Origin of the sequence: Campylobacter sp. JMF_01 NE2, assembly GCF_027737365.1 — a bacterium.
Classification (GTDB): Bacteria; Campylobacterota; Campylobacteria; order Campylobacterales; family Campylobacteraceae; genus Campylobacter_B.
The window spans coordinates 413,093-433,693 of the sequence record NZ_JAOVTR010000002.1; the positions used below are offsets into that span (position 1 = coordinate 413,093).

General features: G+C 41.6%; 20 protein-coding genes. 2 read left to right on the forward strand and 18 right to left on the reverse strand.

Translation table 11 applies throughout. The annotated features are described in order from the left end of the window. Positions 1-12 precede the first annotated feature (12 nt). From OFO01_RS05320 to mqnE, 10 genes are all read right to left on the reverse strand, one after another. On the reverse strand, positions 13-1,857 hold the full coding sequence (locus tag OFO01_RS05320) for a menaquinone biosynthesis decarboxylase (protein WP_270859154.1): 1,845 nt from the start codon (positions 1,855-1,857) through the stop codon (positions 13-15). Positions 1,858-1,872: 15 nt separating this feature from the next. After that, a complete protein-coding gene (locus OFO01_RS05325) occupies positions 1,873-2,862 on the reverse strand; it encodes a hypothetical protein (protein WP_270859155.1) in 990 nt (329 codons plus the stop codon). An 81-nt stretch (positions 2,863-2,943) separates the two neighbouring features. Beyond that, the gene (gene metG, locus OFO01_RS05330) at positions 2,944-4,839 is read right to left on the reverse strand and encodes a methionine--tRNA ligase (protein ID WP_270859156.1); all 1,896 of its coding nucleotides are present in this window, start codon (positions 4,837-4,839) and stop codon (positions 2,944-2,946) included. A gap of 24 nt (positions 4,840-4,863) precedes the next feature. Next, entirely contained in the window at positions 4,864-5,529 is a 666-nt protein-coding gene (locus OFO01_RS05335) for a pilus assembly FimT family protein (RefSeq protein ID WP_270859157.1), read from the reverse strand. A 25-nt stretch (positions 5,530-5,554) separates the two neighbouring features. Next, positions 5,555-6,763: a hypothetical protein gene (locus OFO01_RS05340; RefSeq protein WP_270859158.1), complete on the reverse strand. Its 1,209-nt coding sequence runs from the start codon at positions 6,761-6,763 to the stop codon at positions 5,555-5,557. Next, positions 6,741-7,895, reverse strand: coding sequence for an MFS transporter (locus OFO01_RS05345; protein ID WP_270859159.1), 1,155 nt, complete (start codon positions 7,893-7,895; stop codon positions 6,741-6,743). Before OFO01_RS05345 ends, OFO01_RS05340 begins: the two co-directional genes overlap by 23 nt. A 23-nt stretch (positions 7,896-7,918) precedes the next feature. Further along, a complete protein-coding gene (locus OFO01_RS05350; RefSeq protein ID WP_270859160.1) occupies positions 7,919-8,368 on the reverse strand; it encodes a phosphoribosyltransferase in 450 nt (149 codons plus the stop codon). A gap of 12 nt (positions 8,369-8,380) precedes the next feature. Then, positions 8,381-9,676, reverse strand: coding sequence for an NCS2 family permease (locus OFO01_RS05355; RefSeq protein ID WP_270859161.1), 1,296 nt, complete (start codon positions 9,674-9,676; stop codon positions 8,381-8,383). Continuing rightward, on the reverse strand, positions 9,660-10,880 hold the full coding sequence (locus OFO01_RS05360; RefSeq protein ID WP_270859162.1) for a potassium/proton antiporter: 1,221 nt from the start codon (positions 10,878-10,880) through the stop codon (positions 9,660-9,662). Before OFO01_RS05360 ends, OFO01_RS05355 begins: the two co-directional genes overlap by 17 nt. A gap of 2 nt (positions 10,881-10,882) precedes the next feature. Then, entirely contained in the window at positions 10,883-11,971 is a 1,089-nt protein-coding gene (gene mqnE / locus OFO01_RS05365) for an aminofutalosine synthase MqnE (protein WP_270859163.1), read from the reverse strand. Positions 11,972-12,105: 134 nt separating this feature from the next. On the opposite strand from mqnE, the gene glmS reads away from it, so the two are divergent. Together glmS and OFO01_RS05375 are read left to right on the forward strand one after the other, a co-directional pair. Beyond that, positions 12,106-13,929, forward strand: a complete 1,824-nt coding sequence (glmS, locus tag OFO01_RS05370; protein ID WP_270859164.1) for a glutamine--fructose-6-phosphate transaminase (isomerizing) — start codon at positions 12,106-12,108, stop codon at positions 13,927-13,929. A gap of 65 nt (positions 13,930-13,994) precedes the next feature. Further along, positions 13,995-14,891: a hypothetical protein gene (locus OFO01_RS05375; RefSeq protein ID WP_270859165.1), complete on the forward strand. Its 897-nt coding sequence runs from the start codon at positions 13,995-13,997 to the stop codon at positions 14,889-14,891. Positions 14,892-14,896: 5 nt separating this feature from the next. On the opposite strand, the gene tgt is transcribed toward OFO01_RS05375, so the two are convergent. The 8 genes from tgt to mog all read right to left on the reverse strand — a co-directional run bounded on the left by tgt (position 14,897) and on the right by mog (position 20,599). Next, a complete protein-coding gene (gene tgt / locus OFO01_RS05380) occupies positions 14,897-16,054 on the reverse strand; it encodes a tRNA guanosine(34) transglycosylase Tgt (RefSeq protein ID WP_270859166.1) in 1,158 nt (385 codons plus the stop codon). Next, entirely contained in the window at positions 16,044-16,340 is a 297-nt protein-coding gene (locus OFO01_RS05385) for a hypothetical protein (protein WP_270859167.1), read from the reverse strand. Before OFO01_RS05385 ends, tgt begins: the two co-directional genes overlap by 11 nt. Then, positions 16,330-18,504: a heavy metal translocating P-type ATPase gene (locus OFO01_RS05390; protein WP_270859168.1), complete on the reverse strand. Its 2,175-nt coding sequence runs from the start codon at positions 18,502-18,504 to the stop codon at positions 16,330-16,332. Before OFO01_RS05390 ends, OFO01_RS05385 begins: the two co-directional genes overlap by 11 nt. Beyond that, positions 18,494-18,862: a YtxH domain-containing protein gene (locus OFO01_RS05395; protein ID WP_270859169.1), complete on the reverse strand. Its 369-nt coding sequence runs from the start codon at positions 18,860-18,862 to the stop codon at positions 18,494-18,496. Before OFO01_RS05395 ends, OFO01_RS05390 begins: the two co-directional genes overlap by 11 nt. Then, positions 18,859-19,158: a Cys/Met metabolism pyridoxal-phosphate-dependent enzyme gene (locus OFO01_RS05400; RefSeq protein WP_270859170.1), complete on the reverse strand. Its 300-nt coding sequence runs from the start codon at positions 19,156-19,158 to the stop codon at positions 18,859-18,861. The genes OFO01_RS05395 and OFO01_RS05400 overlap by 4 nt, the downstream gene beginning before the upstream one ends. A gap of 9 nt (positions 19,159-19,167) precedes the next feature. Then, complete coding sequence (locus tag OFO01_RS05405) at positions 19,168-19,530, reverse strand: hypothetical protein (protein ID WP_270859171.1); 363 nt, start codon at positions 19,528-19,530, stop codon at positions 19,168-19,170. A gap of 218 nt (positions 19,531-19,748) precedes the next feature. Beyond that, positions 19,749-20,066: an HMA2 domain-containing protein gene (locus OFO01_RS05410; protein ID WP_270859172.1), complete on the reverse strand. Its 318-nt coding sequence runs from the start codon at positions 20,064-20,066 to the stop codon at positions 19,749-19,751. 2 nt (positions 20,067-20,068) lie between these two features. Further along, on the reverse strand, positions 20,069-20,599 hold the full coding sequence (mog, locus tag OFO01_RS05415) for a molybdopterin adenylyltransferase (protein ID WP_270859173.1): 531 nt from the start codon (positions 20,597-20,599) through the stop codon (positions 20,069-20,071). Positions 20,600-20,601: the final 2 nt, after the last annotated feature.

The window sequence follows — 20,601 nt, forward strand, 5'->3', positions numbered from 1 at the left end:
CAATCTCCAAATTTAAACTATTTCAAATTTATGCCAAAACTCTTCGTCGCGCTCGATAAGCCCCCTAGCTACCAGAGTTTCTAGCACTTCGCGCGAACACAGCGTCTCGCCTGGCCACTGTCTATCATACCCGTCCTGCGCGCCCTTGCTAGTAGCGTCGATTCCGATATGCTCGCCATTTATAAAAACATCGCGCAGAGCGTCGATATTATTCACCACACGCCAAAGGCTCATATACAGGTTGTTTGGGTCGTTTTTCTCATCTGTGAAAATCAAAATTTTAAAATTCGCCCCAGCTTCCTTGCAAAGCAGTTCAAAGGTCTCCCTCACGCTCGAAGATTTTTTCAAATTCACAAGCACAAAGGGATTTTTGCACTCGGTAAAGTGCTGCGCTAAGGAGACTACATCTTTTTTGATATTATGAAAGCTCTCCAACAAATCCTCATCGCTAAGCACCTGTGGCGCAGGACTCGCGCTAGGCTGCGAAACATCGATACCAAGCTTACCGCCAAAGCACGCATTTGGGCTAGCGTGATCTAGCTGGTCGCACACACCCTCGCTAAATGTGAGCGATCTAGGCGAAATCCTATCAAGAATAAATTTTGCTAGCGCCCTGTAATCACCCAAATTTGGCGCATCTTCACCCACAAAAATAGCGTGTTTTACGAAGCTCATCTGCCCCACACCCCAAAATGCGTGCATTAACTGCTGTGCGTGTGCTGGGTAGCGAGAGCTAAATTTAGCCAAAATCAGGTTATGGAAAACCCCATTTTCAGGCATACGATAATCAATCAAATCAGGCGCGCTCGTGCGAAAAAGCGGCAAGAAAATGCGCTCCGTGGCGTATCCCATAAATTTATCTTCTAGTGGCGGTTTGCCCACGACCGTGGCGGCAAAAATCGGATTTGTCTTGTGTGTGATAGCCTCCACTCTCATCACCGGAAACGGCAAAATCGGCGTATAAAAGCCCGTATGATCGCCAAATGGCCCCTCATCGCACATCTCGCCAGGCTCGACGAAGCCTTCTATCACGAAATCCGCGTCATGCGGAACATAAATATCGTTTGTGATAGATTTGACTAGGCAGGCTGGCTCTTTGCGGATAAAACCATAGAGTAAAAGCTCGAAAACACCCTTTGGTAGGGGCGCTTGACCGCACCAGATATACAGCGGATCGCCACCGATCGCCACTGATACTGGCATTTTGCGCCCAGCGCGCGCGTATTCGTGATATAAATGCGCGCCGTCCTTGTGAATTTGCCAATGCATGCCAAGGCGGTTTTTATCATAGACTTGCAAGCGATACATGCCCAAATTTTGGGTATCGCCGTTTAAATCTTTCGTATAAACCTGCCCCATAGTGATAAACGCTCCGCCGTCATTTTTCCAAGTTTTTAGAATAGGAAGCGCGCCCAAATCGACATCCGCGCCAGTATGCACGACCTGCTGACACTCGCCTTGCACTTTTTTTCTTTTCGTAAAAACCTTGCGAAGCGATACTAAATACGAGAGAAAATCGATTTTTTCTTTAAAATTCTTTGGTTTTTTTGGCTTTAAAAGCGCTTCGATTTCGCCTGCGATTTCCTCTACTTCACGGCCTAAAATCAAATTTAGCGCCTCGAAACTTCCAAAAACATTTGTCAGCACCGGCGCAAATTTCGCCCCAGATGAATTTGTCGGATTTAAAAAAAGCAGAGCTTGCGAATTTGGCTTTTTCACCTCGATATAGCTGATATGAGCGATTTGTAAATCTATATCGCAAGGCTCAGCGATAATGCGCAAAAGCCCAGCCTTGTGGAGTTTGTGAATCCAATGATTGCTTGTAATGAGATTTTCTATATTTTCTACACTTTTCATTCACGCCTCCTAAATTTAAAAAAACAGATTTTTCTCGCGCGGTTTTTGGCTCAAAAAACTCACTATATCGGCGCGGTTGCCGTAAATCAGGGCATAGTGAAACTCTGGGATTGTTTTTAGCATTTCGAGTTTTGAAAATCTAAAATCGATTGCGGTTTCGCCAAACTCATCGTCCCAGCTCGCGCAAATTAAAATTTTATCCCTAAATTTTGCCCGCAAATACTGCGCCGCGCGCACAAAAAGCTCTTTATCACTTTCGATGATAAAGGCGCGATAACTCTCGCCAAAAGGGGTGATATTTAAAAATTTATCCACGAAAATCGGCTCGAAATGGCTTAGAGCACTGAAATTTTGAAGTCTAAATTCGATATTTTTGCGCCCCAAAAATTTCAAAATTCCACACAAATCTGGCAGGAAAATTTGCGGAAAAACTAAATTTGAATAATAAATTTCATCATAAATAAAACTCGAATAAAATATCGATCCGCTATAAGTTTCGCTTAAATTTTCATCTTTTTCGATTTTTTGATAGCTAATCTCTAAAAGCTGTAAAAATTCCCTATTTTTGGTGAAATAAATGTGCTTTTGCTCGTGGCTGATTAGATGAATAAAAAGCTCGTGAAGCGTGTTTGGGGCAAAAATCAGGTTTTTTGGCACGCTGATGAAGCGCAAAATCGAGGCTTGGATTTCATCAATTAGCACGAATTGATGACGCCAAATATCGCCTAAAAATTTAATCATTCTAAGCAAGGCAACATTTAAATTTTCGACCTTGATAAAGGCGACCTCGTCGTTGCTAACCTTAAAATAACTATCAAAAATCACGGCATAAGCGCCGTTTGCAATAGCCGTCTCGACATCTTTTGCGCTCGCATTTACCGCTATGAAGGCTGCTTTTTTGTGAATTTTATGCGCACAAATAGAAAAACTCTCCACCGCCGAAACACTCGGGCGGTTTAGCATTTTTCCATTTACAATGCGGACTAGATTGGCTAAATTTGTCATTGTTTAATCGCCAAAATGCGTAAATTCGCGCTAAATTTTAGCAAAATTTGTGCCGAAATTTGGGAGATAAACAGCACAAACCTACCCTACTCGCGCGCCGTTTTTTACTTCGCTTTGTGTGCCAAGAAGCGTAAGTTTGCCGTCTTCTGCGCTTAAAATCATACCTTGGCTAATGTGGCCGAAAATTTTGGCTGGTTTTAGGTTTGCTAGGACGCAGACTTGTTTGCCAATTAGTTCTTTTGGACTATAAAATTTAGCGATACCGCTGATGATTTGGCGTGGAGCTTCCTCGCCTAAATCAATCATAAATCTTAGCAATTTATCGCTACCCTCGATATTTTCGCACTCCAAGACCTTGCCTACTTTAATCACGCATTTTGCAAAATCATCGATTTTAATCTGCGCCTCAGCGTTTTCATTTTTTTTAGGCTCGACACTTGCCTCTGGTCTGCTCATAAGCTCACTTTCTACCTTCGCAAACAGCGGCTCGCACGCACTCGCGCTATAATCCAATAACTCGCCACGAAGACAGAGTTTTTCGTAAATTTCAGTTGAAATTTTAAATCCCAGCGCAGAGGCGATTTTATCCGCAGTTTTTGGCATTGCAGGGCTTAAAAGCACAGCAACTTTGGCCAAAATATTGGCTACAAGCGCCACAAGCGCATTTGCCTTTTCGCTCTCGCCATTTTTTATCAAATTCCACGGCTCGTATTTTGCAATCGCGCCATTTGCCAGCGCAAGAGCCTTCCAAAGCTCCTCTAAATAGCGATTTGTCGCGACTTCTTCAAGTTGAGCAATCGCCGAGCTTATCAAAGCATTTGCCTCATTTATCTCGTCTGTGTAGTATTTTAAGATATCTTTGGAGTTTATGATATTTGCCGAATACTTCGCGCTCATACCGATAATGCGGTTTAATAAATTTCCAAGTTCGTTTGCAAGTTCTGAATTTATGCGACTAATGATAGCTTTTTGCGAAAAATCGCCGTCTTGACCAAACGGCACCTCACGGAGCAAAAAGTATCTAAACTGCTCCAAACCATAAGCCTCGGCCACTTCGGCAGGATTTACGACATTGCCTAAGCTTTTGCTCATTTTGCGTCCGTCCCTAGTCCACCAGCCGTGCGCTGCGATAGTGCGTGGCATAGGCAAATTTAAGCTCATCAAAAACGCCGGCCAATACACAGCGTGAAATCTCAAAATATCCTTGCCGACTATATGAAGCGTGTCGCCCCAAAAGTCCATTTTAGCGTCATCTACACCATAACCTATGGAAGTGAGATAATCCATCAACGCGTCCAACCAAACATAAATCACATGTTTATCGTCTTTTAGTTCGCTTGGAATTTTAATACCCCAATCAAAGCCTGTGCGTGTGATAGAAAGGTCTTTTAAGCCACTTTTTACAAAGCTTATAACCTCATTTTTCTTACCCAAAGGCAAAATGCACTTATCGCTCTCATACCATTTTAAGAGCCTATCGCCATAAGCGCTGAGTTTGAAAAAATAGCTTTCTTCTTTTAAAATTCTAGTTTTTTTGCCACAATCAGGGCAGTATTCGCCGTCTATTAGCTGATTTGACGGGAAAAAACTCTCGCAACTAACGCAGTAATTCCCCTCGTATTCGCCCTTGTAAATATCGCCGTTTTCATACATTTTGCGAAATACATTTTGCACGCCTATTTCGTGATTTTTATCTGTCGTTCTTGAATACATATCGTAAGAAATTTCGAATTTATCCCATAATTCTTTGAATTTCGCACTGATTTCATCTGCGTATTGTTGCGGTGTTTTGCCTCGTTTAGCAGCGGCTTCTTCGATTTTTTGTCCATGTTCGTCAGTGCCGGTTTTAAAGATAACCTCATGCCCTTGCAAACGATAAAATCTAGCCATAGTATCGCAGATAATCGTAGTATAAGCATGCCCGATATGCGGGACATCATTGACATAATAAATAGGCGTTAGTATGTATTTTTTCATCTTTTTCCTTGGGTTAAAATTATATTATTGGCTGATATCTGCGCCACTTAGCCTGTATGAAACATAGCCAGTTTCAGGGCGTATGGTAATAACAGAGCTATCACCAGCGTCATTTGTAAGCGTTACATTACAATCCTCGACAAACACCTTATCATAAGGCGTCTTAGAACTACTTACTTGCCCCATTGGGCGTCCGATATGATCAAATGAAATAGTTTGATTGCCATTTTCGCCACAACCAGCAAAAGCGATATTTGTAATGCCGTATTTGCCCTGTAAATTTAGCTTATTATTCATCAACTCGCCTTTTTTATTAAAACCTTGGCTTGCAAAACCAGATGTTAAAAGTCTGGCTGGATTTTGCGGATCTCTGGCGATTTCCTTTTCGCTGTTTGGATTACCACTTGCGGTAGTATCCTCATAGATAGTATATCTCCATCCTCTCGCAGAAGTAGCGGTGTTATGGTTGTGGAATTGAATCCTCCACATTTTCTTATACCAATTAGGATCATTTGCGTCAAATTTATTATCATACATCGCTAATTGTTGTGTATAGCGTATGTGTGATACGAGCTGATCACTCGCTTCGACTAGGGCATTTCGCTCTGTTTGGGGAACTGCAACCGCTGCAAGTATCCCAACTATAACTACAATAAAAACAAGTTCAATTAATGTGAAACCTTTTCTCATAATTTTTACCTTTCATAAAAATTCGCTATATTTTAACATAAAATTTCGCAATTTGAACGCCTAGTTTATAAATATCAATACTTTGATCGAAATTTCTTTCATTTTTTTCCTCTATTATGGCGTCAAAACCTTTGTTTATACCATAAAATTTAAGCCGTAGCTGCATTTGCTCATCATCGCAAAGCACGCTTGCAACCCCGCGCTTTTTTAACTCATTAGCTAAATTTTTTGCCACATCAAATTTATAAATGAAATGTTTGCTAGGGCGATTTTGGAAAAACACCACATACATCGCGTCGCTAAAAATCACAGAAAAATAGCTAAAAACTAAGCTAAAAAGGCTAAGACCAAGCGCAAATTTGTGAAAAGAGCGAAATCTAGGGAGCCTCACCCTGTATGAATTAAACACGACCCGCACGATTAATGGCGTCGCAATCACGCAGTATGGTAGCATCATCTCCATAGCCACACGCTGTCTAAGCGAAAAAATTAGTGCCAAACAAAACGCGCTAGTAGCGATATACCAGAGCAAATCTTTGTTTTCTTTAATCCAAATTCGATAAATCGCATAGACAAAAAACAAAAAAACAAAAGGCGAAAACGCCCCCGCAAATACGCCAAGAGCGTCTAGGAAATACCCGCGCGGTTTGCCCTGTGTGCCGATATCATAAAAGACTATGCTAAATACAAAAAGAGCCAAATTTAGCACGAAAATTTCTCGCTTCCCAGATCTCAAAGCCCAAATTCCAAAACCGATATAAAGCATAAAAAACGCCCTATCAATAAAGGCGCTAAGCACCAAAATAGCAATTAACGCACCCCAGTTTTTGGTTTTGGCAAAATAGTATGCCAAAAGCGTAGCAAAGATAATAATGCCGGCTGGATTTAGCAAAATCGCGCTACTCATCGAGGCAGGAAGCCCCATAAATAGCGCAGTTGCGACAAGTCTATCAAATCTGCGTTTTAGGGTAAATTTTGAAATTTTATAAATCAAGGCGCAGTTTATGAAATGCAAAATCAAAAAAGGCGCCCTTAGCGCGTAATCATTTTGAGAAAAAATTTTGCACGAAACATTTGCTATGAGCGAAGTTAGGCTGTTTTGGTTATAAAAAATTTCAGCCTCGTAGTAGCTTATGCTTAAATTTGATATGGCGTAAATCAAAAAAAACGCGTCAGCACAAAACAAAATCGCTAGGATTAAAATTTCGTTTTTAATGAATTTTTCTAAGCTCATATCGTTTTAGTTTCCATATAAAAAATATCGACGCCATAACCACCACGCAAAGCGCGCTTAAAAAGGCTCCCCAGCCAAAGCTATCATACAAAAATCCAGGCACAAAACTCCCCAAAGCCCCACCACAATAATAAAAGCTAATGTAAAGTCCGTTTGTAATGCCCTTGTGAGCGGTGGCCTTTTTATTGACATGCGCAGTGGCGACCGAGTGCGCCATAAACGAGCCGAAATAAAACACTATCATCGAGCCAAAAATCACCCCGAAGCTCTCCACATGCAAAAGCAAAAGCGCGATGAAATATATCAAAAACCCTATCATAATCGCGTTTGTCGGACCCTTGCAAAAATTTGCAATTCGCGCGACATTAAAGGAAATAAAAACTCCCACGATATAGCCAAAATACATAAAGCCGATTTTCGAGCCGTTAAATTCGCCAAGAAGTCTTTTTAGCTCAAATGGCAAAACATTTAGCGTAGCTTGAAAGACAAAGCACATACCAAAAATCGCGCAAAAAATATAGATATTTCGCGGAATTGATAAAATTTGGGCTATGTTGCGAATTTTAGGCTTTACAAGGCTGATTTTAATCACAGGCAAAATTTTATAAAGCAACGCGCTCACGCCAAATGCAAGCACCCCAAGCACAAAAAAGAAAAATCTCCACCCAAACAAATCGGTAAAAAATCCGCTCAAAAATCGCCCGATAAATCCCCCAGCTATCGTCATACCCACATACGCGCCGATTGCGCTGGCTAGGTTTTGTTTGTTTGCACTTTGGGAGATGTAGCTCATTATCCCAGTCAGGGCCGCTGGGACGATGAAGCCTTGGATTATGCGAATAGTAAGCAAAATTTCATAACTATCCGCCAAAGCGAAGCAAATTTCGCTCGCACCAAATACAAAAAACACCCCCACTAGGACATTTTTAATCGAAACTTTTTCTAAAATATAGCCATAAATTATCGAAGCAAATGCAAGCGGGGCTAAAATCGCAGTGGTAAAAAGCGATGCTTTAAATTTTGAAATTTCCAAAATTTGCTCGAAATGCGGTTGCAAGGGCTGTGGCGCATACATAATGCACATTGCTAAAACCGCACAAAAATATAAAATCAAAAAATTAAAATTCTTCACAGCCCACTTCTAAATTTTAAAATTTACTCTTCTATTTTGTAATTTTCCCAGAAAAAGTTAATCCACTCATCGGTCTCTTTGATTTTAAAATCAGGCTGGATTAGCGCCTTGCTTTTGTAAAAAATCACCGCTGTTTTAATCTCAGCATTAGGGTATTTTTCCTCTAAAACGCGCTTGATTTCGACCATACTATCGCCACTATCGATAATATCATCGACTAGCAAAATTCTTTTATAAAGTTCCAAATCAGGGATATTGAAAACATCGATTGTATCGAGCTTTTGCGTATCTGCGTAGTGGATTGAGTTGATTGAAAAAATCGTCCTCATATCAAGTGCGTTTGCTAGCGCATGACCAAATGTCAGCCCGCCACGCGCAATCGCTACAATCGCGTCAGGCGCGAAGCTATCGCGCACCTGCTTGGCAATGATTCTACTATCTTTATCAAGTTCTTCAAAGCTGTAAAATTTCATATTTTCTCCTTATTAATGTAAAATAAATACCAGCGCACTAATTCCAGCTAGCACCAAAACGCCCAAATTTATATCGCTAAACCTTCTTTGCACCAAGCGCACAAGCAAATAGCTGATAAATCCGAAGCTTAGACCATTTGTAATCGAATATGTAAAAGGCATAAGCATAACGATAAAAAACGCTGGAATTAAAATTCCAATATCGCTGTAATCAAGCTTGCCAAGCTCGCTAAACATCAAAATTCCAACCATTACCAAAACTGGATAAATCGCGTTGCTTGGAATCGCTTTAAAAAGCGGAAGCATAAATAGCGTCAAAATAAAGCAAACCGCCGCAAACACAGCAGTTAGACCAGTGCGACCGCCAGCCTCGACACCACTTGCGCTTTCTGCAAATGCCGTAACCGTGCTAGTGCCCACTATCGCGCCACCTACTGAGCCAACAGCGTCGGCAGTTAAATTTCGCGCTAGTTTTTTCATACCCTCTGGATCTTCGTCGCTAAAAATTTTCGCCCTATTTCCGACACCAGTTAGCGTGCCAATACTATCGAAAAGGTGAGTTACAAAAAATGTGATGATAAATGGCAAAAACGCGAGTTTTAGCGCGCCCATGATATCAAGCTGTCCAAAAATCGGCGAGATTGAAGCAGGAAGCGAGATGATACCCTCTGGTTTAGGCGAAATCCCAAACACCCACGCAATCACAGAGGTAATCAAAATCGCCAAAATAAACGAAGCTTTTACCTGCAAAACAAAAAGCAAAATCATGATAGTAAGTCCGCCAAGACCAAGCAAAACAAGCGGATCGCGCAAATTGCCAAGAGCGACAAGGGTAGCTTGATCGGCTACGATAATGCCCATTTGTTTAAGCCCGATAAAGCAGATAAATGCGCCAATACCGGCACTTATCGCGCGACGCAAATCAAGCGGAATTGATTTGATAACCCAAATTCGGAAATTTGTAAATGAAAGAACAGTAAATAAAAATCCGCTCAAAAACACGATTCCAAGGGCTGTTTGCCATGGAATTTGCGCCCCCATACAAAGCCCAAATGTAAAATACGCATTTAAGCCCATACCCACACTAAGTGCAACAGGCGTATTTGCAAAAAAGCCATTAAAAAGCGTCGCCAATATCGTAATTAGCGCAGTTGCAGTAACTAGCGCCTCGTATGGCATGCCTGTTTGGCTCATAATGATAGCATTTACAGGCACTATGTAAATCATAGCCAAAAATGTGGTAATTCCCGCATTCAACTCTTGCTTGATAGAAGTTTTGTTCTCTTCTAACTTAAATAACGAAGTCATCGCCGTCCTTTTCAGTGATATTTAGTTTTTTTGCTGCAAAATTTATAGTCGTTCCTTGGATTAAAACCGAGATTAAAACCATAAAGAAAACGATATTAAAAATAATATGAGATTCCTCTAAATGATAAACATAAGGATATGTCGCAAGTATGATAGGAACTGCACCCCTTAGCCCTACCCACGAAATATAAAATTTTTCAAATTTGGAATATTTGCTTTTGATAAGTGAGATAAAAACGCTAGCTGGCCTAGCTATAAAAATCAAAACCAGCGACAAAATAATCGCATTGTGCGCGATTTGAGGCAGGTCTGATGGAAAAACCAAAAGCCCAAGGGTCAAAAATACGACGATTTGCATCATCCACGCAATCACTTCGTGAAATGCTATGATATTTTCTTTGTTTGGAAATGCGTATTTGTTCGCCAAAACCCCAGCCATATAGACGCTTAAATATCCATTACCACCCAAATGCGAGCTTAGCCCAAACATTATAAGTAGCCACGCAATGCTAATTAGCGGGTAAAGTCCTGTTTGCATAAGGCGTAAATTTATGCAAATTCTAGGGAACAAATACCCAAACGCAATGCCCAAAACTCCGCCCACTGCAAACTGCAAGAAAAAATGCATTATCATTTTTTCTATCGTTGTATCTTGGGCTAAAACTATCAAATTTAAAATAGCGATTGTCAAAAAAATCGCCATAGGGTCGTTGCTACCGCTTTCTAGCTCCAAAAGTTCATTTAAGCCATTTTTGAGCTTGATTTTTTGGCTTCGCAAAATCATAAACACAGCCGCAGCGTCTGTCGAAGATATAATCGAGCCAAGTAAAAGTGCGTGAAGTGGCGCAAAACCCAAAACCAAATGTATAAAAACCGCCATTATCAAAGCAGTCAGCAAAACACCAATGGTCGCAAGCAAAACCCCGCTTACCATAACGCTTTTAATGTGTTCGAATTTGGTATTTAATCCGCCACTATAAAGTATGAAAACAAGGGCGATTGTCCCCACAGCTTGTGCTAAATGCGGATTGTCAAATTCAATCCCCACAATGCCCTCACTACCAAGCAGCATACCAAAACCTAAAAACACAAGCAAAAGCGGAAGCCCGATTTTTTCGGAAATTTTACTAGCATAAACACTGATAAAGAGTATAACACCGATACCGATGATATATAAATTCAGGCTACTTAGTAAAATTTCCATTTTTAACTCGCATAAATTTGAAGTTCGTTATACAAACTATCGCGCTCGACTGGGATTAATCCGGCAGTTTGAATTAAATCGATAAAATCTTTTTTATTCACACCCTTTTTGCTCTGCGCGCCTGCGCTACTTTGGATACTTTCGTTCTCAATCGTGCCGTCGATATCATCTGCGCCAAATTCTTGCGCCACTAAGGCTAAATTTAGCGTCGAAGTCGCCCAATACGCCTTGATATGCGCGACATTATCTAGCAAAATTCGAGCGATTGCGATTGTTTTTAAAACCTCAGCCGAACCCATAGCCTTAGGCGTCTGCAAATAGTTATTTTCTCTTTGATACACAAGCGGGATAAATGCGTTAAATCCGCCGCCATTGCCGTTTTTAAGAGCTTCATCTTGAAGATCGCGAATTCGCAAAATGTGATCTGTGCGGTGAGCGAAATTTTCAATATGGCCAAAAAGCATAGTTGCGTTGCTTTGGCGACCAAGCCTATGCCAAATTTTATGTATTTCTAGCCAATCTGCCGAGCTTACCTTTCCTTTGCAAATCTGCTCCCTCACGCCCTCATCAAATATCTCAGCCCCGCCACCAGGCATACTATCTACGCCACTAGCAATCATATTTTTTAGCGTTTCTTCGTAAGGCATTTTCCATTTTCGCTTGAAAAAATCCACCTCGGCTGCGGTCATTGCTTTGATATGCAAATTTGGAAATTTAGATTTTATAGTGCTAAATAAATCGAAAAACCACTCAGGCTTTAAATTTGGATTATGCGAGCTTACGATATGCACCTCTTTGGTGCCTCTCTCCACAGTATCAGCCACAATGCCCAAAATTTCATCTTTGCTCATTGTGTAAGATTGCTTCTCGTTTTTGCGATGAGCCGAAAAAGCGCAAAATTTACAGGTATCAGCGCACAAATTTGAAGGATTTATATGACGATTTGAGTTGAAAAACACCTTTTTGCCGTTTTTTTGCTCGCGGATTGCGTTTGCAAATTTAGCTAGGTCGAAAAGGTCTAAGTCCCACAATTTGGTCGCTTCATCGAAATTTAATCTTTCATTATTTTCTAATTTTTTTAATATTTCCATAAAACTTCCTAAAATTTAAATCGTAATTATATAGTTTTAAAATTTAATCTAGCTAATTTTTTAAAAATTTTCTAACGATTTACGAAAAATTACTATAATTTTGCGAATTTTACTGAAAGGAATAAAATTTAAAAATGTGCGGAATCGTAGGATATATCGGAAATAAAGAGAAAAAAAATATCGTCCTAAATGGTCTAAGAGAGCTTGAATACAGAGGCTATGATAGCGCTGGAATCGCTATTATGGAGGGCATGGAAAATGCGAATATTACATATTTTAAGGCTGTTGGAAAACTAAAAAATTTAGATGAAAAAATGGCTGATTTTAGCAGCGAGTGTTTTGGAGTATCGATTGGGCATACTAGGTGGGCGACTCATGGCAAACCGACCGAGCTAAACGCTCACCCGCATTTTGGCGAATTTAGCTTTGTGGTGCATAATGGAATTATCGAGAATTACCAAGAGCTAAAAGATGAGCTTAGTAGCGAGGGCGTGGTGTTTTTAAGCCAAACAGACACTGAGGTCATCGTGCATTTGTTTGAAAAATACTATAAAATTCACGCTGACGCATTTAAGGCTTACGAGGCTACGATTGCGCGCTTGCACGGGGCTTACGCTACGCTTTTAATCACAAAAGCAGCGCCTGGGAAGATATTTTTCGCCAAAAACGCAGCTCCACTAATCGTGGGATTTGGCGAGAGTGGCGAGGTTTTGTTTAGCTCATCAGACGCGCCATTAATCGGACTAGCTAGCAAGGTTACCTACCTAGATGACGGCGTGTATGGCGTGGCTAATAGCGATGAAATCAGTGTATATCAAAACGGCAAAAAAATCTCTCCAAACTACGGCGAACTTCCGAAAGACAAGGGCTACGCGCAAAAAGAGGGTTATAGATTTTTCATGGAAAAAGAGATTTACGAACAATCCCAAGTCATCACAGAGACCATGATGGGGCGCGTGATAAAGGCTGGGGATATTAAATTTGATGAAATTTCGCCTGATTTGTTTAAGGGTGTAGATGAGATTATGATTTGTGCGTGTGGCACGAGCTACCATGCTGCGCTAGTTAGCGCGTATCTTTTCGAAAGACTAGCCAAAATTCGCACCAAAATCGAAATCGCTAGCGAATTTCGCTACAAAGAGCCGTTTTTAAACCCAAACGCGCTTTTTATCGTAATTAGCCAAAGTGGCGAGACAGCCGACACCCTAGAAGCCCTAAAAATCGCCAAAGAAGCAGGATTAAAAACCCTAGCAATCTGCAATGTCGATAACAGCTCAATCGTGCGCTTAGCAGGCAGTGTAATCCTAACTCGCGCCGGTATCGAAAAGGGCGTGGCTAGCACAAAGGCCTTTGCTACGCAGGTCATGGTGCTATGGATGCTAAGCGTCTATGCTGCAAGGTTGCGCAAAACTATCGGCACAGACGAGCAAAACGAGCAAATTTCAACAATGCTTAAAATTCCGCAAATTTTAAAAATAAATCCGCGCCTGCAAGAGCGAATTTACCGCCTTAGCAAGCACTATTTGCACGGACATGGATTTTTCTTTATCGGGCGGGATATTTTCTATCCGCTTGCACTTGAAGGCGCACTCAAACTAAAAGAAATTTCATATCTCCACGCAGAGGGCTATCCAAGTGGCGAGATGAAACACGGCCCAATCGCGCTGGCTGACGAGCACCTTTTCACAATCGCGCTAATGCCACAATCTCTGCTATATGAGAAAACCAAAAGCAATGTCGAAGAACTTGCCGCTAGGGATTCGTATATTTTGGCGATTAGTCCAAAGGAATTTGACCTAGCAGATGATTTTATCAAAACCAGCGACCAAACCAGCCCGATGGCTGAATTTTTCGAAATGATGATAATCTTACAACTTCTAGCCCTTGAAATTTCTGTGCGCCTTGGCAACGATGTGGATATGCCTCGAAATTTAGCAAAAAGTGTAACCGTAGAATAAATTTTAAATATTTATTTACTTTAAATTTATAAAATTCCGTGAAATTTCACTTTCACGGGGTTTTTATGAAACTTGCAGGACAAATTCTAAACAAATCTGTAATCTTGGGTGATGACGGCAAAAGATACAGCTACTCTACCTTTGATTTCCACGACGAAAATTTAAAAATCGGCGATTTTGTAAGCTTCATCGCCGAAAAAGACAAAGCAGTTTTTATCAAATACATAAAAGACGGCGTAAGCCCAGAGCCACAGGACGAGACTTCGTTTCTCAAAAAAGAGGTAAATTTCGAATTCGTCGAAATCGAGCCTAAACAAAACGAAAATTTAGAGAGCAAAATTTATTCAAATTTCATACGCAAACACGGAATTCTCTCGTGCATTTTGCCACTGATTTTCGCTGGGGGATTAATGTTTTTCAAAGGCGAAATAATCTCGTTTTTGCTCGCTAATAGCGCAAATTTGGGCTTTGCAAATTCAGCTTCGCTTGGGATTTGCGTAGAGTTAGCCATAGTTTTTATCTGGCTTCTAGCCTATCTAATCCCACTAAATTTCGCATTTAACGGCCTTGCAGTCGCCACGCACGATCTATACGCCAAACGCCAAATCAACTCATTTAATCTATTTTTTATCCTAACTTTGATTGTCGCACTAGCAGAAATGAATAATTTCTTTGGGCTGCAAAAATACGGCCTTGGCGTGCTATGCGCGCTAGGTGTGCTAAGCTTTTGCGGATATTTTTACAAAGCCAAGGCATTTTTTTATCTCAGCAAAAAAACAGGGGTCAAACTCTTTATTTTAGCCCTGATTGTGGATTTCGTGGCTGTATTTAGCGCAAATGTGCTAAACAGATTTTTTGGCTTTATTGACCCTGATTTGATTTGGTGGCAACATGTCGCAATCTGTGCGGTTATCGCGCCACTTTATATACTTTCATTTTTGCTGATAAAACGCCTTGTTTAGGCGTTTTATTTGGCTCTTTTGGCGTAAAAATTTAGCCTAAATTTAGCAAATTCGCCCCGCATTATCGCTTCACGCATTTGTTTTACTAAATTTAGATAATAATGCAGATTATGAATACTTGCTAGGCGGTAAAATGTCAGCTCGTGCGCACGAAATAGGTGGTTTAAATACCCGCGCGAAAAGTTTTTGCAAGTGTAGCAATCGCACTCATCATCAAGCGGTCCATGGTCATGGACGAAACAGGCGTTTTTAATGCTAAATTTGCCCCTGCTTGTAAATATTGTGCCATTACGCGCATTTCGCGTAGGCATTACGCAATCAAACATATCCACGCCACGCGCGACATTTTCGACCAAATCCTCTGGCGTGCCCACGCCCATTAGATACCTTGGGCGAGCCTCATCAATGAAAGGCATGACCCCCTCGACCGTATCATACATTAGCTCGTTTGTCTCGCCTACGCTCAATCCGCCGATTGCAAGCCCGTCAAAGCCCATTTCACAAAGTGCGAGCGCGCACTCTTTTCGCGCTTCATAATCCGTGCCGCCTTGGATAATGCCAAAGATATTTTGGTGAGTGTGAGATCCACGCGATTTATTTTCGCTGTGAAATTCTACCGCTTCCTTTGCCCATTTTATCGTGCGTTTCACGCTCAAATCAATGCGCTTTTTTAGGCGAAATTTTGCGTCGCTATCGAGTTCATTTGGATTGCGTGGCAAATCAACCAAATCATCTAAAATCATCATAATATCCGAATTTAGCGCGTATTGCGTCTCTATGACAGAGCGGGGTGTGAAATAATGTGTGCTTCCGTCAATATGGCTTTTAAATTTTATGCCGTTTTCGTCGTTTTTGGTGTTTGCCCGTAGTGAAAACGCCTGAAACCCACCGCTATCTGTTAGAAAATTTCCCCCAAATTTGCTAAATCCATGAAGTCCGCCAAACTCCTCCACCACGCTAGCTCCTGGGCGCAGATACATGTGATATGTGTTTGCTAGGATTATCTTTGCGCCTAGTATTTCGCTCGCATCATGCGCGTCTAGGCCTTTGATAGCACCCACCGTGCCAACAGGCATAAAAATCGGCGTTTGCACCACGCCGTGCGCCATTTCTAGGGTGCAGGCGCGCGCTGCGCCGTCTTTTGTGTCTATTTTAAATTTCATTACTTTCCTTTGGTAAATTTTGCGCTATTTTACCAAAGTTTTTGCCTTTTTTAGAGTTTTTGAAATTTTTGCGTCCGCTTAAATACTCGCTGTATCTCGTGCCATACAGACTTGCGTGCCAAATCGCAAAGCCAAGCATGCTAATTCCGCTTATTTTGTGGATTTTACGCCACGCCTTGCCCTTTTTAAACCCGCTAAACGCGCAGATTCCCATACTCACTGCAAGGCTGTTTTTGGCTAGTTTTCGCTGAAATTGCAAATCCAAAATTTTATCCTTACTTTTCAAATTTAGCCCCTTTTATCGAATTTAAAAGCAGAGCAATCGTCGTGCCGTTATGCAAAATCGCCGTGGATATCGGGCTTAAAATCCCAAGCGTAGCCAAAAGCAAAATCGCTGAATTTATCCCAACGGTAGCGTTAAAATTCCGCCTAATCAGCCTTAGTGTATCATCTGCTGCGGCTTTGATTTTCGCCACGCCCTCGATATCGTTTTTCAAAAGCAAAATTTGCGCGCTTGCCTTTGCGATGTGCGCGGAACTTGGCATACCTATCCCCACATCTGCCGCCATTAGGCTAGGAGCGTCGTTTATGCCGTCTCCGATAAATGTAACCTTATGCCCGCGCGATTGCAAATCTTTGATAATCTCGGTTTTTTGCGTCGGCAAAAGCTCCCCATACGCCGCGTCAAGCCCCAACTCGCGCGCCACTTCATCGGCTTTTTGCTTCACATCGCCACTTAGCATTATGATTTGTTTGACCCCTATTTTGCGAAGCTGGGAAATCACAAATTTAGCATTATCACGAAGTCTATCGCGCAGTCCAATCACGCCCAAAAGTTTGCCGTCAAATGCGATGAAAAGTAGCGAAAGACCGCGATTTTCTAAATTTTCAATCCGTTTTTTAAACGGCGAAAAATCTATCATCTCATCATCTTGTAAAAAATGCTTCGAGCCAATGATTAAAATTTTGCCCTCTATGTTTGTCTTCACCCCGTGCGCTACGACAAATTCGACCTCATCGTGGCTGACATGGATAAATCCACGCTTTTTGGCTGCTTCTACGATAGCCTGGGCGACTGGGTGGAAATAATGCTCCTCCGCGCTCGCTGTTAAATTTAAAATGTCTTTATTGCTGAAATTTTTATCAAAGGATATGATTTTTACGACCTCTAAATTCCCGTGTGTAAGCGTGCCTGTTTTATCGAAGACAAAAGTATCGCTAGCTCCAAGGCTCTCTAAGGCTTTCGCCCCTTTTATGAGAATTCCAGCCTTGCCAGCCTTTGAAATACTCGATTTAAAGGCAACTGGCGTTGGGAGTTTGAGCGCACAGGAATAATCAGCCTGCAAAACAGAGGCAACGCTAGTGAAATTTCGATTTATCAGATACGAAACCCCAGCTAGCCCAAAGGTAATAGGCACTAGCTTATCGCCCAGTCTCATCGCACGCGCGCCGATTTGCGAACGCTCTTTGAGTGCGTTTGCGATGTATTTTTTGATACTGTGCGCAGATGTTTCATCACCCACGCTCTCAGCCCAAATTCGAATTTTACCCTCTGCGACAATCGTGCCAGATAGCACACTATCACCCCTACTTTTGCGCGCTGGCAAGGCTTCGCCTGTCATGGAGGATTGATTGATGAGTGCTTCTCCGCTTAAAATATGGCCATCTACACCGATGATATCGCCAGATCTTACCACGACGATATCGCCTGTTTTAAGCTTGCTGGCTGGGATTTTCATCTCGATTTTTTCGCCGTTTTGCTCTACCTCAACCCACGCCTCGCTAATATCAGGTTTGGCTAGCTCTTTTATCAAATCATCGCTTTTATAAACGGTGCTTTCTTCCATATACTCGCCAAGGGCTAGCATTGTATTTGTGCTATTTGCCGCGAAAGTATCAGCCCTGCCAAAGGAAATCCCCACAGCCAAAGCTTCAAGCGTTTTAGAAGTAAGTCCGTGCGCTAGGCTCTCTTTTGCCCCCTCTTTAAGCAGCGGCAAACAAGCAATCAAGCTAAAAAGTCGCACAAACGCCGAATTTCGAAAGAAAAAATTCGCTCCAAGCGCAGCTGCTGAGACAATCAAAGCGTTTTTGCTAGGGGCATGTGAGCGTTCGCGCTTTTTGGCGCGCTTAAATTTGGCTAAGTCTAAATTTGCTAGGTGCTTTATCAACTCGTCGCGAGTGCTAGTATTTGCGCTCTTGCGGGAGTTTGCGCTATTGCGGGAGCCATCACTCTCGCCCTTGCCTTCGCGGGCAGTATTTTTGAAAGCTAAACTAGCAAAATTTTTGTCATAATTTATAATTAAAGCGCCGATTTTAGCGTTAAATCTGCACTCTTTAACACCGCCAAATTTTGAAATTTCTTTTAAAAATTCGCCCTCATTTAAATTTTTAAAAGCGCAAATTTTAAGCCTGATTCGCCCCGCACACTCGTGTTTTATCTCAAATTTCATTTTCGCTCATTTGCGCTTTTGCGTCCAAAAAACGCTCCTTCATCTCCTCAATCCCCATTTCAAAGAGCTCTGAGCCCTTTGCGATAAATTTAAAAAGGTTTGTTTGCGCATTTTCGTTAGTGAAAAAATACACAACCGCAGCGCCCAAAATTGCGCCATTTAGAAATGAATTTTTCTTAAAAAATTTGCTTTTGCCTAATTGATTTAGCCCGACAAAATTTGAAAGGTTTTTGGATTTTTTGCCACCAAGTGCATTATTTATCCATTTTGATAGCTCGCCAAGCTCGCCGTTTGCGCTACTTTCGCAATATTTTAAAATTTGTTTTAACTCTTTTTTAGAAATCTTTTTTTTGCTCATTTTGCTTCCTTTGTGATTAAATTTTCGCTCATTTCTAGCGCGCATGTCGCCAAAACTGCACCCACAAGCGCCCCCAAATACTCGCCCTGGACTAGTTTGTTTGCGCTATAAATCGCCCCACCTGCGATGATGCCTCCACGAAGCGCCGAATTTAGCCCGTCGCGCATGGCCTGCTTTTTGTTTTTGCCTTTTTTGACATTTGCAATCTCGCTCGCAGCCCCAGCAATCGCCCCAGCTAGCGCGCCGCTTAGGGCATTATCGATTGGCGAGCGCGACAAAGTTAGTTTTGTATTCATACCCTAGCCTTAAATTTGCGTCTCAGTCGCGGTATCTGCGCGTTTGGCGCGTGGTTTAGGGGTGGTTGATTTTTTCGCGCGCGGTTTTTTCGCTGGTTTTTCGGTGCTTTTTTTACTCGCGGATTTTTTTGACTCACCAGCAGTTTTTTCTGGCTCGCCTTTTGCGTTTTTAAATTTCTCGCTAATCTCATCGCCTGCCTTATTTAGCGTGGTTTTGACGCCCTCGCTCGCACTTTTTACCTTATCTTTTAGCTTTTTTGCGCCCTCGCTTTTGGCAAGCTCGCTAAGACCTTGTGCGATTTTTTTGCGATTTGTGAGCGCATAGACACCAGCCCCGCCAAAAACTAAACCTAAAAAAAATCTAATCGGCATAATTTCTCCTTTTAAAATTTTGAAATTTACATACTTATGATTTTTGCTATCATAATTATAAAAAATAAAATTTGATTTTACGCAAAAATGCCTTAAAATCAAAATTTCAAGGCATTTTAAACGATAAATTTATCAAATTTTTAGTGTGAAATAATAGAATATTTTTGTATAAAATTAGCTGAATTTATAAAAACGATTTTCATTTAATTATGAAAATTTTAAGAGCAAATATCATTAGCCGTAGAATTTACAAGCGAAATTAACTCAGTCGAAATCTGCCCAGATAAAAACTCCTCCCACAGCTGGGGCTTAAAAATTTCGCTGTCGTAAAAAATCGTCAAAGAGCCAATTAGCGGGTTAAATTTATACTCTTTTATCCCGCTAATACTAGCGATTTTCGCCTTCAATTCCGCCTCGCTAACCCCACTAATCTCCCTAATCTTGGGGCTTACACGAATTCGCAAACGCCCCCTTGTGTGGGCGATTTTGGTGAAATATTTGGCGAAATTTAAAATATCGTTTTTCTCAATTTGCATTTTTACTTCTTTTTTGGGCGAAAGGCCGTGATTTTATCGCTTACCTCGATATAAGCGCCACCAATTAAATCTATGCAGTATGGAATCGCCGGGAAAATCGGCTCTAAACACTGCAAAATCGCCTTTGGATTGCCCGGCAAATTTACAATAAGAGAGTTTTTGTAAATACCGGCCGTTTGCCTCGATAAAATGGCGGTTGGGACATATTTTAGACTCACAGCGCGCATTAACTCGCCAAAACCAGGTAGCATTTTTTCGCACACTGCCTCGGTAGCTTCTGGCGTAACATCGCGTAGGGCTGGACCTGTGCCACCTGTGGTAAATACAGCGTCGCACCCGTTACCACACATTTCTCGCAAACCACCCTCGATTAGCGCACGCTCATCGGCGATTATGCGGTAGTCAAATTCCACCTCGCCCTCTATCCACTCGCTCATTATGCGCTTTATCTCTGGGCCACCAAGGTCTTCATAAACCCCGCTTGAAGCGCGGTCGCTAATGGTTAAAATTCCTATTTTTACCTTTTTTTGCATAT

Excerpts from the sequence above, each read along its gene's own strand:
- mog (WP_270859173.1), bottom strand. The coding sequence starts at position 20,599 with ATGCAAAAAAAGGTAAAAATAGGAATTTTAACCATTAGCGACCGCGCT.
- OFO01_RS05390 (WP_270859168.1), bottom strand. The coding sequence starts at position 18,504 with ATGAAATTTGAGATAAAACACGAGTGTGCGGGGCGAATCAGGCTTAAA.
- OFO01_RS05320 (WP_270859154.1), bottom strand. The coding sequence starts at position 1,857 with ATGAAAAGTGTAGAAAATATAGAAAATCTCATTACAAGCAATCATTGG.
- OFO01_RS05395 (WP_270859169.1), bottom strand. The coding sequence starts at position 18,862 with ATGAGCAAAAAAAAGATTTCTAAAAAAGAGTTAAAACAAATTTTAAAA.
- OFO01_RS05360 (WP_270859162.1), bottom strand. The coding sequence starts at position 10,880 with ATGGAAATTTTACTAAGTAGCCTGAATTTATATATCATCGGTATCGGT.
- glmS (WP_270859164.1), top strand. The coding sequence starts at position 12,106 with ATGTGCGGAATCGTAGGATATATCGGAAATAAAGAGAAAAAAAATATC.
- OFO01_RS05375 (WP_270859165.1), top strand. The coding sequence starts at position 13,995 with ATGAAACTTGCAGGACAAATTCTAAACAAATCTGTAATCTTGGGTGAT.
- mqnE (WP_270859163.1), bottom strand. The coding sequence starts at position 11,971 with ATGGAAATATTAAAAAAATTAGAAAATAATGAAAGATTAAATTTCGAT.
- tgt (WP_270859166.1), bottom strand. The coding sequence starts at position 16,054 with ATGAAATTTAAAATAGACACAAAAGACGGCGCAGCGCGCGCCTGCACC.
- OFO01_RS05405 (WP_270859171.1), bottom strand. The coding sequence starts at position 19,530 with ATGCCGATTAGATTTTTTTTAGGTTTAGTTTTTGGCGGGGCTGGTGTC.
- OFO01_RS05400 (WP_270859170.1), bottom strand. The coding sequence starts at position 19,158 with ATGAATACAAAACTAACTTTGTCGCGCTCGCCAATCGATAATGCCCTA.
- OFO01_RS05410 (WP_270859172.1), bottom strand. The coding sequence starts at position 20,066 with ATGCAAATTGAGAAAAACGATATTTTAAATTTCGCCAAATATTTCACC.
- OFO01_RS05325 (WP_270859155.1), bottom strand. The coding sequence starts at position 2,862 with ATGACAAATTTAGCCAATCTAGTCCGCATTGTAAATGGAAAAATGCTA.
- OFO01_RS05340 (WP_270859158.1), bottom strand. The coding sequence starts at position 6,763 with ATGAGCTTAGAAAAATTCATTAAAAACGAAATTTTAATCCTAGCGATT.
- OFO01_RS05355 (WP_270859161.1), bottom strand. The coding sequence starts at position 9,676 with ATGACTTCGTTATTTAAGTTAGAAGAGAACAAAACTTCTATCAAGCAA.
- OFO01_RS05335 (WP_270859157.1), bottom strand. The coding sequence starts at position 5,529 with ATGAGAAAAGGTTTCACATTAATTGAACTTGTTTTTATTGTAGTTATA.
- metG (WP_270859156.1), bottom strand. The coding sequence starts at position 4,839 with ATGAAAAAATACATACTAACGCCTATTTATTATGTCAATGATGTCCCG.
- OFO01_RS05350 (WP_270859160.1), bottom strand. The coding sequence starts at position 8,368 with ATGAAATTTTACAGCTTTGAAGAACTTGATAAAGATAGTAGAATCATT.